The organism is Nakamurella flavida, assembly GCF_030811475.1.
GTDB lineage: Bacteria > Actinomycetota > Actinomycetes > Mycobacteriales > Nakamurellaceae > Nakamurella > Nakamurella flavida.
Genome location: NZ_JAUSQV010000001.1, coordinates 1,110,138 through 1,123,813 on the forward strand (window position 1 = coordinate 1,110,138; position 13,676 = coordinate 1,123,813).

Annotated in this window: 11 protein-coding genes; 8 read left to right on the top strand and 3 right to left on the bottom strand. The window is 73.7% G+C overall.

From position 1 onward, the window contains the following. The first annotated feature begins 13 nt into the window (after positions 1 to 13). From J2S58_RS04975 to J2S58_RS05005, 7 genes are all read left to right on the top strand, one after another. Positions 14 to 1,615: an alpha/beta hydrolase gene (locus J2S58_RS04975; protein WP_205257536.1), complete on the top strand. Its 1,602-nt coding sequence runs from the start codon at positions 14 to 16 to the stop codon at positions 1,613 to 1,615. A 42-nt stretch (positions 1,616 to 1,657) separates the two neighbouring features. Continuing rightward, positions 1,658 to 2,068, top strand: coding sequence for a peptide-methionine (R)-S-oxide reductase MsrB (gene msrB / locus J2S58_RS04980; protein WP_205257537.1), 411 nt, complete (start codon positions 1,658 to 1,660; stop codon positions 2,066 to 2,068). A gap of 73 nt (positions 2,069 to 2,141) precedes the next feature. Continuing rightward, entirely contained in the window at positions 2,142 to 2,741 is a 600-nt protein-coding gene (locus J2S58_RS04985) for a DUF3000 domain-containing protein (protein ID WP_205257538.1), read from the top strand. Positions 2,742 to 2,917: 176 nt separating this feature from the next. After that, positions 2,918 to 3,601: a helix-turn-helix transcriptional regulator gene (locus J2S58_RS04990; protein WP_205257539.1), complete on the top strand. Its 684-nt coding sequence runs from the start codon at positions 2,918 to 2,920 to the stop codon at positions 3,599 to 3,601. 82 nt (positions 3,602 to 3,683) lie between these two features. Then, the gene (locus J2S58_RS04995; RefSeq protein ID WP_205257540.1) at positions 3,684 to 5,036 is read left to right on the top strand and encodes an HRDC domain-containing protein; all 1,353 of its coding nucleotides are present in this window, start codon (positions 3,684 to 3,686) and stop codon (positions 5,034 to 5,036) included. Positions 5,037 to 5,211: 175 nt separating this feature from the next. Further along, positions 5,212 to 6,540, top strand: a complete 1,329-nt coding sequence (locus J2S58_RS05000) for a thiolase family protein (protein ID WP_344470286.1) — start codon at positions 5,212 to 5,214, stop codon at positions 6,538 to 6,540. After that, on the top strand, positions 6,537 to 8,657 hold the full coding sequence (locus tag J2S58_RS05005; protein WP_205257541.1) for a 3-hydroxyacyl-CoA dehydrogenase NAD-binding domain-containing protein: 2,121 nt from the start codon (positions 6,537 to 6,539) through the stop codon (positions 8,655 to 8,657). The genes J2S58_RS05000 and J2S58_RS05005 overlap by 4 nt, the downstream gene beginning before the upstream one ends. 67 nt (positions 8,658 to 8,724) lie before the next feature. On the opposite strand, the gene J2S58_RS05010 is transcribed toward J2S58_RS05005, so the two are convergent. Next, positions 8,725 to 9,525, bottom strand: coding sequence for a GolD/DthD family dehydrogenase (locus J2S58_RS05010; RefSeq protein WP_205257542.1), 801 nt, complete (start codon positions 9,523 to 9,525; stop codon positions 8,725 to 8,727). 202 nt (positions 9,526 to 9,727) lie between these two features. On the opposite strand from J2S58_RS05010, the gene J2S58_RS05015 reads away from it, so the two are divergent. Then, on the top strand, positions 9,728 to 11,560 hold the full coding sequence (locus J2S58_RS05015; RefSeq protein ID WP_205257543.1) for a bifunctional metallophosphatase/5'-nucleotidase: 1,833 nt from the start codon (positions 9,728 to 9,730) through the stop codon (positions 11,558 to 11,560). A gap of 48 nt (positions 11,561 to 11,608) precedes the next feature. Here J2S58_RS05015 and J2S58_RS05020 read toward each other — a convergent pair whose 3' ends face one another. Next, on the bottom strand, positions 11,609 to 12,910 hold the full coding sequence (locus tag J2S58_RS05020) for a sensor histidine kinase (protein ID WP_205257653.1): 1,302 nt from the start codon (positions 12,908 to 12,910) through the stop codon (positions 11,609 to 11,611). Positions 12,911 to 12,962: 52 nt separating this feature from the next. Further along, positions 12,963 to 13,676, bottom strand: a complete 714-nt coding sequence (locus J2S58_RS05025; RefSeq protein WP_205257544.1) for a response regulator transcription factor — start codon at positions 13,674 to 13,676, stop codon at positions 12,963 to 12,965.

Here is a 13,676-nt window from a genome sequence, read left to right on the forward strand (position 1 = left end):
CCCGATCCCCGCTGTGCCGAGTCCGCGGGCCGGGACGCCCCGCCGACGGCGGGTCCGCCCGCTCGCCGCGTTCGCGCTGGCCGCGGCCCTGCTCACCGGCGCGGTCGCCTGCTCGATCGGCCCGTCCACCCGGCCGGAGCTGGCCACCTCCGGGCCCGGTGGCGAGCTCCCGCCGCCGACGTCGGCCGCGACCACCGGCAGCTCGGTCCCGGTGGGCCCGGGCGGTTCGGGGCGGGAATCGGCGCCGGTGCAGTGGACGACGTGCGACCCGGAGGTGCCGGCGGACGGGGCGGGCGCGGCGTTCGCGGTCGACTGCGCGTCCGTCCAGGTGGCCCGGGACGACTCCGGCGGCTTCGACTCGTTCTTCCTGGAGATCGCCCGGGCGCGGGCGCCGGGCCTGCCCGACGACGCCCCGACCCTGGTCGTGCTCCGCGACGACCCCGGCCGCCTCGGCCGGTCGGCCGTCGCGCAGGAGGCGGCCGCACTGAGCCCGGACCTGCAGGCCGGGTACGCCGTGGTCACCGTGGATCTCGTCGGCACCGGGGCCTCGTCGGCCACCGACTGCGTGTCGGAGACGAACCAGGCAGGCTTCGTCGGCCTCCCCGCCGACCCGTCCACCGGTGCCGGCGCGGCCGCCGTGACGGCCCTGTCGCGGTCGCTGGCCTTCGACTGCACGGACCTGGTCGGCCCCGGGCTCACCCAGGCCAACACCACGTTCGCCGCCGACGACCTGGACACCGTCCGAGCCGCACTCGGCACTCCCACCCTGGCTCTGCTGGGTCGCGGGTACGGCGCCACGCTGGCCGCCGTCTACGCGGACCGGTATCCCGGCCGGGTCGGGTCGGTGGTGCTCGACGGCCCGTGGGATCCGGCGGCCACCCCCGGTCAGCGGGCGGCGACCACCGGCGCGGCCCTGGAGAGGTCCCTGGACGCGTTCGCCGCGGCCTGTCCCGGGTTCCCCGGCGGCTGCGCCCTGGGCGACGACCCGCGCGCCGCGGTGCAGGGCCTGGTGCAGAGCCTGGACGCCGCCGACGGCCGCGGCGGGCAGCTCACCGGCGGCGGCGTGCTGCTGCTGCTGTCCACGGAGCTCGGCGACCCGGACGGCTGGCCGGCCCTGGCCGACGACCTGGCCGGCGCACAGATCGGCGACCCGTCCGCACTGACCGCCCGGCTGTACCTGCAGCAGGGCGGCAGCGACTCGGCCGAGCTGACCAGCGATCTGCTGCTGTACGCCTGCAACGACTCCGCCGAACGACTCACCGGCGACACCCTCGCCGCCGCCTTCACGCAGGCCCGCGCCGCCGCTCCTCTGTTCGGTCCGTACCTGGTCGGCCGGGCGGCACTGTGCTCGTCCTGGCCGGCGCCGGAGGTGGCCCTGGGAACCGTCCGGGCCACCGGCGCCGCGCCGATCGTGGTGCTCGGCGCCGTCGGCGACCCGGTCAGCCCGTACGTGGGCGTGCAGGCGGTCACCGGCCAACTCGCCCCGGGCACCGCCGTGAGCTGGCAGTCCGGCCGGCACGGGAGCTACCCGGCCTCGGCGTGCGTCACCGCGGCGGTCGACGGGTACCTCCTCACCGCCCGGGCGCCGGCCCGGGACACCCTCTGCCCGCCCTGATCGCACCCGGTCGCCGCGCTCCCCGTGCGTACCGTGGACGCCATGTCCCAGCCCAAGACCGTCAAGTCCGAGGAGCAGTGGCGCGCCGAGCTCGACCCGCTCGCCTACGCCGTCCTGCGTGAGTCCGCCACCGAACGCCCGTACACCGGTGAGTACACCGACACCACCACCGAGGGCGTCTACTCCTGTCGCGCGTGCGGCGTGGAGCTCTTCCGCTCCCAGACCAAGTTCGCGTCGCACTGCGGGTGGCCGAGCTTCTACGCGCCGTCCGAGTCGGACAACGTCACCCTCATCACGGATCGCACGCTGGGCATGGTCCGCATCGAGGTGCGCTGCGCCGGGTGCGACTCGCACCTGGGCCACGTCTTCGAGGGCGAGGGGTACCCGACCCCGACCGACCAGCGCTACTGCATCAACTCGGTGTCGCTGACCCTGGCCCCCACGGCCGGGTGACAGCGGCCCGACGCCACCCGCCCACCGGCGTTGCGTCCCCGACACGCCGATGACGCGGCCGTAGGGTCCGGTCATGAGCGTGTCCGCGCAGCCGCTGACCCCGGTCGACCCGGCCGGCCCGATCGCCTTCCAGGAGGCGGTCGCCGGCCTGCAGACCGCTGTCCTGCGCCGGGAGATCGAGATCGGCACCCTCCCGGCACCCGGGCGGTTGGCGCCGTGGTCGCACGCGATGTCGGCCACCATCCCCGCCCCCGACGGGGAGGACGAGATCGCCTCCGGTCGGTTGATCCTGCTGCACGACCCCGACGGGGTGGACGCATGGGGCGGCACGCTGCGCATCGTGGTCTTCGCGACGAGCGAGGTCGATCCGGAGATCGCCGTCGACCCGCTGCTGCCCGAGGTCGCCTGGAGCTGGCTGGTCGAGGCGCTGGCCGAGACCGGCGCGGACTACTCGGCCCTGGGCGGCACCGTGACGGCGACCTCCTCGACCCGATTCGGTGACATCTCCGGGCCGCACCGGGTCGACGATCTCGAACTTCGCGCTTCGTGGACCCCGGACCCCCGAACTGGCCTACACCTCCAGGCATTCGGGAACCTTTTGGCTGCGGCAGCCGGGTTACCACCTGAGGGAGTGACCACAATCGGACGGATCGGCCCCCCGAACGTACGCTGATCGGTTACCCTGGGTCAGCTCAGGACGCCCCCACCTCGACGCGTGTGGTCTGCACAGCGACGGCCCCCCGGCCGCCGACTGGGTGATCGCATCCCGTGCTCAGTGACGACACGGACGCCCCGCCCCGGCGGGACGAGGACCGGTCGGCCGGGCTTCGACCGGTTCGAGGAGGACGCATGACCACACCGTCCATCGGTCTGTCGGCGGCGATGCACTCGCCCGACAGCGCGCGTGAGCTGCCGGTCAACGGCCTGCTGCCCTCGCCACGGACCCCGGTGCACGATGCCGCACCCGCCACCGGAGGTGTGCCGCTGCGCGGAGCCACCGTCCTGCTCGTCGATCCCGATCGCGCCACCCGGGAATCACTGCAGGCCAGCCTGGCCGACATCGGTATCGGGCGCATCCAGGAAGCAGGGTCCCTCGAGGCCGTGCAGGAGATCGCCGCGGAGTCCACCGGCGGTGATCTGGCCCTGGTCAGCCTGACCTTCGGGACGCAGACACCGGAGCTCATCACCACCCTGCGCCGCTCCGGGTGGAATCGCGTGGTCGCCCTGGCCCCCACCGCGGACATCGGTCCGGTCATCGACGCCGTCGGCGCCGGGGTCAGCGGTGTCCTCATCGGTCGGCGCGCCAACCCGGCCGCGGCCAGCATCCCGAGCAGCATCCACGAGCTGTCCTCCCGGGAGATCGAGGTCATCCGACTGGTGGCCGACGGCCGCTCGAACAAGTGGATCGGCGACCGCCTCTCGCTGTCCGCGCTCACCGTGAAGAGCCACCTCGCCCGGATCGGCCGCAAGCTCGGCACCGGCGACCGCGCGCACATGGTGGCCCTGGCCATGCGGGCCGGGGTCATCTCCTGAGCCACCCGCCCCCGCCGGGTCCCTCACCCCGCCGCGGGGGCGGCTCGCCGTCGGACGCGCCTGCGCACGATAAGTTCCGGGCATGTCCGTCGCCCCGACCCCGCCCATCGGCGGTGCCCCGTTGACCACCGTCGACCCGCCCCATGCCCCGTTCGCACCGGAGGCGCCGGACGGGTCCGGTCCCGGTGTCGACGTCCCGGCGGATGCCGACGCCCCTGAGCTGATCCCCTTGCTCGCCCCGCGTGACGGTGACGTCCTGCCGATCACCGACCCGGTCGAGGTCATGGAGTGGGCCCGACGGCTCGCCGCCGGCGGCGGCCCGGTGGCCCTGGACGCGGAACGAGCGTCCGGCTACCGGTACAGCGCCCGGGCCTATCTCGTGCAGCTGCGCCGGGACGACGTCGGCACCGCGCTCTTCGACCCCGCCGCCCTGGGCGATCTGGCCGTGCTGGACGACGCGCTGGCCGATGCGGAATGGGTGCTGCACGCGGCCAGTCAGGATCTGCCCTGCCTGATCGAACTGGGCATGCGTCCGCGGACGCTGTTCGACACCGAACTGGCCGGCCGGCTGGCCGGGCTCCCCCGGGTCGGGCTGGGCCCGTTGGTCGAGCAGATGCTCGGCCTGCACCTGCGCAAGGGGCACGGGGCCGCCGACTGGTCGACCCGACCGCTGCCCCGGGAGTGGCTGACGTACGCCGCCCTGGACGTCGAGGTCCTCGTCGAACTGCGCGACGCGATGGACGCCCTGCTCACCCGGCAGGGCAAGAGCGAATGGGCGCGGCAGGAGTTCGCGGCCATCGTGGCGGCGCCGCCGTCGCCGCCGCGGGTGGACCCGTGGCGCCGTACCTCGGGCATCCACCGGCTGCACGACCGACGCGCCCTGGCCGTCATCCGCGAGCTGTGGCTGGCCCGGGACTCGCTGGCCCGGCGCCGGGACCTCGCCCCGCACCGCGTGCTCCCGGACACCGCCATCATCGCGGCGGCGACGGCCAAACCCACCACCGAGGCCGCGCTGGTCGCCCTGCCGGTCTTCTCCGGACGCATGCAGCGCCGGACGTCCGCCCTGTGGGCGGCCGCAGTGGCCCGCGGACTGGCCCTCCCCGAGGACCGGCTGCCCACCGTCCGGCTCGTCGTCGACGGCCCGCCCGCCCCGGCGCGCTGGTCGGCCAAGGATCCGGTCGCCGCCGCCCGGCTCGCCGCCGCGCGCACCCGGATGGCCGCTCTCTCCGAGCGGGTGTCGGTCCCGGTGGAGAACCTCGTGTCGCCGGACCTGCTGCGTCGGGTGCTCTGGAGCCCGCCGGACGACGGCGACGTGGCCACCGCCTTGTCCGGACTGGGGGCCCGTCCGTGGCAGGTGGAGCTGGTCTCGCCGGAGGTGCGCGGAGCGCTGTCCGACGCGGCCACCGCGCCCGTCGCCACCCCGTCGGAGGGCTAAGTTACCGGCGAGTAGGTATGGTGTCGTCCATCGGGTACCGGCGCCTGCGGCCGGTCGAGGCCCGGTGTCCGGACGAGAAGGAGCCACTCGCGTGAGCCCAACCACCAGCCCCGAGATCGACCGCCCCGCCACCGGACGCCCGCCCGGCCCGGCCGCCGCCCGCACCCTGCGCGACGTGGTCTTCGTCGACGGCGTCCGGACCCCGTTCGGGCGGGCCGGGGCCAAGGGTCAGTTCGCCGAGACCCGGGCCGACGACCTCGTGGTGAAGGTGATCCGCGAGCTGATGCGCCGGCACCCCGAGCTGCCGCCGGAGCGCATCGACGAGGTCGCCATCGCCGCGGCCACCCAGACCGGCGACCAGGGACTGACCATCGGACGGTCCGCCGCGCTGCTCGCCGGGCTCCCCCGCTCCGTCCCCGGCTTCGCCATCGACCGGATGTGCGCCGGCGCGATGACCGCGGTGACCACGGTGGCCTCCGGGATCGCCGTCGGCGCGTACGACGCCGTCATCGCCGGCGGCGTCGAGCACATGGGCCACCACCCGATGGGCGCGGGTGCCGATCCCAATCCGCGCTTCGTCGCCGACCGGCTGGTCGACCCGGACGCGCTGAACATGGGCGCCACCGCCGAGAACCTGCACGACGCCTACCCGCGCCTGACCAAGGCCCGCGCCGATGCGTACGCCGTCGCCAGCCAGGAGCGGTACGCCGCCGCCCTGGCCGCCGGCAAGATCACCGGCGACTTCGTCCCCGTCGCCACCCGCTCCACCGAGAACGGTTGGAGCCTGGCCGATCACGACGAGCTGCCCCGTCCCGGCACGACCGCCGAGGCGCTGGACGGACTACGGACCCCGTTCCGCCCGCACGGCCGGGTCACCGCGGGCAACGCCTCCGGCCTGACCGACGGAGCCACCGGCTGCCTGCTCGTGGCCGCCGACGTGGCCGAAGAGCTCGGCCTGCCGGTGCGCATGCGGATGGTCGCCTTCGCCTTCGCCGGGGTGGCCCCCGAGACCATGGGCACCGGACCGATCCCGGCCACCGAGAAGGCTCTGGCCAAGGCCGGTCTCACCATCGACGACATCGGAGCGATCGAGATCAACGAGGCCTTCGCCGTCCAGGTGCTCGCCTTCACCGACCACTTCGGCCTGGCCGACGACGACCCCCGGGTCAACCCCTACGGCGGCGCGATCGCCATGGGACACCCGCTGGCCTCCTCCGGGGTGCGGCTGATGACCCAGCTGGCCCGGGAGTTCGCCGAGCATCCCGAGGTGCGGTACGGCCTCACCACCATGTGCGTGGGGCTGGGCATGGGCGGCACGGTGATCTGGGAGAACCCGCACTTCGACGGAGTCGGATCGCTCGACCTCACCCCGGAGCAGGCCGCCGCCGTGGGCGACATCGCTGACGCCGCGGGGGATCTCGGTGCCGCCCTCGATCCGCAGAACGCCGCGTCCACCACATCCACCACCGACGCGTCCACCACCACCCCGGGGAGCCAGCAGTGAGTGCGCCGACCACCGACCGGACCACCCCGACCGCCCGTCCCGAGGTGGTGACCCAGGCGCACCTGCAGCTGGTGACCGTGCCCGGCCTGACCGGCCGGATCGCGCTCATCACCCTGGACAACGGGCTCGACCACACCCGCCCGTCCAGCCTCGGGCAGCTGGGTCTGGCCGCGTTCGACGCGGCGCTGGACGCGGCCTTCGCCGCCGAGCCGGTCGGTATCGCCGTCACCGGGAAGCCGTTCATCTTCCTGGCCGGGGCCGACCTGAGCCAGATCGCCCTCATCCCGGACCGGGAGACCGCCCTGGAGATCGGGCGTCTGGGTCAGCGGGTGCTGCGCCGGCTGCACGACTCCCCCGTGCCCACCTTCGCGTTCGTGAACGGCGCCGCCTTCGGTGGTGGTGTCGAGGTGGCGCTGCACTGCCACTACCGCACACTGGCCGCGAACGCCGCCGCGATGGCCCTGCCCGAGGTGTTCCTGGGCATCCTGCCCGGCTGGGGCGGCACCCAGCTGCTACCGCGGCTCATCGGCCCGGAGAACGCGGTCACCGTCATCGTGGAGAACGCGCTCAGCCAGAACCGCATCATGCGTCCGAAGGACGCAGCGAAACTGGGCGTCGTCGACGTCGTCCTCGACGCGGCGGACTACCTGGAGCAGTCGCTCGCCTGGGCCGGCGCAGTCATCGGCGGCTCGATCTCGGTGCCGCGCACCGAGTTCGCCGGCGCGGACGACAAGACCTGGTCGCAGGCGCTGGAACGCGGCCGGATCATCGCTGACATGCGCACCCATGGCGCCTCTCCCGCGCCCTACCGTGCGCTGGAGATGATCGAGCTGTCCCGCACGGCCGACCTCACCACCGGGCTCGACGCGGAGGCGAACGCCCTGGCCGATCTCATCGACAGCCAGCAGTTCCGCGCCGGGCTGTACTCCTTCGACCTGGTGCAGAAGCGGTCCAAGCGGCCGGTCGGCGCACCCGACCCGAAGCTGGCCCGACCCGTCGGCAAGGTGGGGGTGGTCGGGGCGGGGCTGATGGCCGGCCAGATCGCCCTGCTGTTCGCCCAGCGGCTGCACGTGCCGGTGGTGCTCACCGACGTCGACCAGGACCGCCTGGACCGTGGCGTGGCCGCGGTGCACGCCAAGATCGCCGAGCGGGCCGGAAAGGGGCGGATGTCGGAGTCCGAGGCCAACCGGCTGGCCGCCCTGGTCACCGGCTCCCTGGACTACGCGGCGTTCGCCGATGCCGACTTCGTCATCGAGGCGGTGTTCGAGGAGCTGACGGTCAAGCGGGAGGTGTTCGCCCGGCTCGAGGAGCACGTCCCGCCGACTGCGGTGCTGGCCACCAACACCTCGTCGTTGTCGGTCGGCGCCATGGCGCAGGGCCTGGCCCACCCCGAGCGGGTCGTGGGATTCCACTTCTTCAACCCCATCTCGGCCATGCCGCTGCTGGAGATCGCCCGCACCGAGCGCACCGATGACGCCACCCTGGCCACCGCGTTCGCGCTGGCCAAGGGCCTGAAGAAGGGGCCGGTGCTCACCGCCGACGCCCCAGCGTTCGTGGTGAACCGGCTGCTGCTGCGGATGATGGGCGAGGTCCTGGCGGCCATCGACGAGGGCACCGACCCGGTCGTCGCCGATCAGGCCCTGGCCGGTCTGGGCATGCCGATGACCCCCATCCTGTTACTGCAGCTGGTCGGGCCGGCCGTCGCGCTGCACGTCGCGGAGACCCTGCACGAAGCGTTCGGCGACCGGTTCGGAGTCTCGGAGAACCTGCGCCGCATCGTCGACGGGAAGCACCGCATCCTGGTCGGCTACGACGACAAGGGCCGCCAGGGGCTCGATCCGGACATCGCCGCGCTCTGGCAGCAGGGCGACGCCCCGTCCACCGGCGAGCAGGTCCGCGACCGGGCGTTGGCCGCGTTGGCCGACGAGGCCCGCCGGATGCTGGACGAGGGCGTGGTGGCCGAGGCGGCCGATCTCGATCTGGCCATGATCACCGGTGCCGGGTTCCCGTTCTGGAACGGCGGCATCACCCCGCTGCTGGACCGGGCCGGGGTGTCCGAGCAGGTCACCGGGCGCCGGTTCGCCCCCCGCGGTGTGGCCACCCTGCCGCACGCCTGAGACTCCGCCGGTCGGCCGGGGGCGGCCGGCCGGCGGACCACCCCGGTGCGGCCCGTGGTGAACAGGGTCAGCGGATGGTGTACCCGCCGTCGACGACGAGGTCGGCGCCGTTGACCATCCGGGCGGCACCGGAGGCGAGGAACACCGCCGCTCCGGCGACCTCCCGGGGCAGGGCGAAACGGCCGGTGGGGATCTGCTCCCTGGCCCGCTCTCCCTTCTCCCCGGCCCATGCGGTGCGGCCCAGATCGGTGAGCACCACCGTCGGCGAGATCGCGTTGACGGTGATCCCGCGACCGCCCCACTCGCTGGCCAGCACCCGGGTCAGCGCGAGCACCCCGGCCTTGGACGCGCAGTACGCGGCGTGCTCGTGCAGCGCCACCGTGCCCGCCTGCGAGGCCAGGTTGACGATCGTGCCGACGCCGGCCTCGAGCATCACCCGCCCGACGATCTGGCAGGCGGTGAAGGTACCGGTCAGGTTGACCGCCAGCGTGCGGTCCCACGCCCGGGCGGTCAGCTCCTCGGCCGGTGCGAGGTCGACGATGCCGGCGCAGTTGACCAGGACGTCGATCCCCCCGGTGGCGGCCAGCGCCTGGTCCACCGCGGCCTGCACCGACCCGGGATCGGTGACGTCGCAGCCCACCCCGACCGCGTCACCGCCCAGCGTCGCGGCCCCCGCCCGGCTCGCGGCCGCGTCCAGATCGGCCACCACGACCCGGGCGCCCCGCTCGGCGAACACCTCGGCGATGGCCCGGCCGATGCCGGAGACCGCGCCGGTGACCAGGGCGACCCGGCCGTCCAGCCGGAACGTCAGGTCCACGTCGCCGTCCTGCGGGTCGGTGCCGGGAACGGGGGTGGGTGCGCTGGTCATCGAGCCTCCGGGGACGGGGACGGCGGGTGCAGCGGCCAGCCTCGCACGCCGGCGGCCGGCCGGGACGCACGCGGCGACACCCACCGCCGGGCACGGAACGGACATCGGCCGTCAACCGGATGGTCCCTGGGCGGGTGTCGGTGCGCGGGTTTAGCGTCGGTGACGACCACAAGTCGCCGTCCCCCCACCTGGAGTTGCCCGCATGAGCCCCCTCTCGCGCCGTTCCCTGATCCGCGGAGGCGCCGCCTCCGCCGCCGCCGTCCTGGCCTCCGTCGGTTTCACCGACACCGCGGCCGCCCGCGACATCGGCGGGTCCACCGACCCCTACCGGTTGACCGTGCTGGGCACCACCGACCTGCACGGCAACATCTTCAACTGGGACTACTTCAAGGACGCCGAGTACGACGACACCCCGCACAACGACGTCGGGCTGGCCAAGGTGTCCACCCTGGTCGAGGCCGTGCGCACGGAACGCGGCGCGGCCAGCACGCTGCTGATCGACGCCGGCGACACCATCCAGGGCACCCCCCTGGCCTACTACTACGCCAAGGTCACCCCGATCGGGCCCGGCGTGATCCACCCGATGGCCGCCGCGATGAACGCGATGCGCTACGACGCCGCCGCCCTGGGCAACCACGAGTTCAACTACGGCATCCCGCTGCTGCGCACCTTCGAGCAGCAGCTGAACTTCCCCCTGCTCGGAGCGAACGCGGTCGACGTCGCGACCGGCCGGCCCGCGTTCCGCCCCTTCGTCATCAAGCCGGTGTGGGTGCCGGGCCGTTGGCTGCCGCTGTGGGTGGGCGTGCTGGGCCTGACGAACCCGGGTATCGCCATCTGGGACCGCGCCAACGTCGAGGGACGGATGGAGTTCCCCGGCCTGGTCGAGCAGGCCGCGTACTGGGTGCCGATCATGAAGCAGCTCGGCGCCGATGTCGTCGTGGTGTCCGCCCACTCCGGTGCCGACACCTCGTCGTCGTACGGCGACGCGCTGCCGTGGCCGGAGAACGCGGCCACCCTGGTCGCCGAGCAGGTCCCCGACATCGACGCCATCCTGGTCGGTCACGCGCACCAGGAGATCGCCGAGCGCCGGGTCGTCAACACGGTCACCGGCCGGGAGGTGGTGCTCACCGAGCCACTGCGCTGGGGCATGCGGCTGTCCGTGCTGACCATCGACGTCCGGCCGGCGGCGCGGGGTTTCGAGGTCACCTCGGTCACCGCGCAGGTGCTGAACAGCAACACCGTCGCGGAGGACCCGGCCGTCGTCGAGCTGCTGCAGGCCGATCACCAGGTCGTCCTGGACTACGTGAACTCCGTCGTCGGGACGTCCGCCGTGGCCATGTCGGCGGCCACCGCCCGCTACGAGGACACCGCGGCCATCGACTTCGTCAACTACGTGCAGGCCGACGCGGTGCGCACCGTGCTGACCGGGACGGAGTACGCCGCGCTGCCGGTCCTGTCCATCGCAGCCCCGTTCAACCGGGAGGCGGCCATCCCCCAGGGTGATGTCAGCGTCCGGGACGTCGCCGGGCTCTACATCTTCGACAACACCCTGCAGGCCGTGCTCATGTCGGGTTCCGATGTCCGGGAGTACCTGGAGTTCTCCGCCCGGTACTTCCGGGCCGTCACCTCGGCCGGGCCGTTCACCCCGGACGAGGTCACCAACGCCGTCACCGCGACGGCGCCCGGCGGTACCCCGGACTACAACTACGACGTGATGGGCGGCCTGACCGCCCCGCTGGCCTACCGCATCGACCTGGGGCAGCCGGTGGGCTCGCGCATCGTCGACCTGACCTACGCCGGTGCCCCGCTCGATCCGGCCGGCCGGTTCGTCATCGCCATCAACAACTACCGGGCGTCCGGCGGCGGCAGCTTCCCGCACACCGCCGACGCCACCGTGGTCTACAACGCCCAGGTGGAGATCCGGCAGCTGATCATCGACTGGGTCACCGCCAACGGCACCATCGACCCGGCCGTCTTCGCCTCCACCGATTGGTCGTTGACCTACCAGGGAGCACCGCTGCAGATCTCCGGCTGACCCCGGCACCCGGGAACGGGCCGACCGGGGGCGCCCGCCCCCGGTCGGTCAGCCCATCAGCAGCGGGCCGGGGGCGCCGGGTCCGGTCGCGACGGTGGCCGGGTCGACGGCCGGGAGCAGCACCCGGATGCTGAGCCCGCCGCCGTCGACGGGTCGCGCCCACAGCAGCCCGTCGTGGGCGCTGACCACAGCCCGCACGATGGACAGGCCCAGACCGCTGCCGCCGTGCGAGGTCCGGGCCCGGCGGCCCTGCCGGAACGGTTCGAAGATCTCCTCGACGGTGGCCGCGTCGACGACCGGACCGGACGAGGCGACCTCCAGTGCCGCGTAGGCGACCCCCGGTTCGCCAAGGTCGACACCGGCCTCCGCGCCGCCGATCGGGGCGGGGGTGGCGCCCGCTGCGGCGGGGACGAGGACGGCCGGGGCGGGCTCGGTGGTCACCCGGAGCCAACCCCCGGGCACGTTGTGCCGCACCGCGTTCTCCACGAGGTTGCCGACCAGCCGTTGCAACAAGGCGGGGTCACCGGCCACCAGGCAGGGGCCGCCGTCGACCGTGACGTGCACCCCACGCTCGGCCCGCTCGATCTCGATGCCGTGCAGTGCACCGGGGACGAGCAGGGCCATGTCGACCGGCCGGATCTCGGACACCCCGCGGGCCTGCGTCCGCGCCAGCACCAGCAGGGCGGACAGCAGGCGGTCGGCTCCGTCGGTGGCCTCGCGCACCACCTCGGCCATCCGGCGCAGCTCGGCCGGATCGGCATGCGGATCGGACAGGGTCACGTCGATCTCGGTGCGGATCACCGCCAGCGGGGTGCGGAGCTCGTGCGAGGCGTTGGCGACGAACCGGCGCTCGGCCTCGAACGCGCCCTGCAGCCGGTCGAGCATGTCGTCGAAGGTGTCGGACAGTTCGGCGACCTCGTCCCGTGGCCCGGTGAGCCGGATCCGTTGGTCCAGCGAGGACGTCGACAGATCCCGCGCGGCGGTGGTCAGGATGGTCAGCGGGGTCAGCGCCCGGCCGATCAGGATCCACGCCAGCACGGCCCCGGCGATGACCTGCAGCGGGAAGGCGATGAAGCCGACGAGCAGGACGGTCCGCCGACCCTCCTCGACGATGATCTGCGAGGCCAGCTCGGCGTCGACGACCCGGCCCTCCAGGATCACCTCGGTGCCCGGGGGGAACTGCGGCAGCGCGGCGATCACCCGCCCGACGAGCACGTAGGCCAGACCCAGCAGCAACGCGCCGATCAGGGCGAGCAGCGCCGTGGTCAGCACGGTGATACGCAGCCGCAGACCGACCCGGTCGCTCCAGGCCGACCGGTCCGGTCGGGGCGGCGGACCGGTCACCGCGATCCCCGCAGCTCCGCCCGCCCCCGGGGCAGCACTCACGCCGACCGTCGCGCGGTCAGGCGCCGGTCTCGGCGGGCGCCGGCGCGGACGTCTCCACCGGGGTGGACGGGGTCGGGGTGACCCGGTAGCCGGCGCCGACCACGGTGTCGATGACACCCGGTTCGCCGAGCTTGCGGCGCAGGGTCATCACGGTGACCCGCACGGTGGTGGTGAACGGATCGGCGTTCTCGTCCCACACCCGCTCGAGCAGATCCTCGCTGGAGACGACCGAGCCGCCGGCGGACACCAGCACCTCCAGCACGCCGAACTCCTTGCGGGTCAGCTCGACCGCGCGGCCGGCCCGGGTGACCGTGCGCTTGGCCGGGTCGATCTCGACATCGGCGATGCGCAGCACCGGCGGGGTGGCCGGAGTGGCGCGCCGGCCGAGTGCACGTACCCGGGCGACCAGCTCGGGGAACGCGAACGGCTTGGACAGGTAGTCGTCGGCGCCGAGGGACAGCCCGTCGACCCGGTCCTCGATCCCACCGGAGGCGGTGAGCATGAGCACGCGCGTCAGTCCGCCGCCGGAGACCAGCTCGGCGAGCAGGTCGTCGCCGTGCATGCCGGGCAGGTCGCGATCCAGCACGACCACGTCGTACCGGGTGAAGGTGGCCTTCTCGTGGCCGGACGTACCGTCGTAGGCCACGTCCACGGCCATGCCCTCGGCCCGCAGTCCCCGGGCGATGGCATCGGCCAGTCGCTGGGCGTCCTCGACCACCAGTACGCGCAT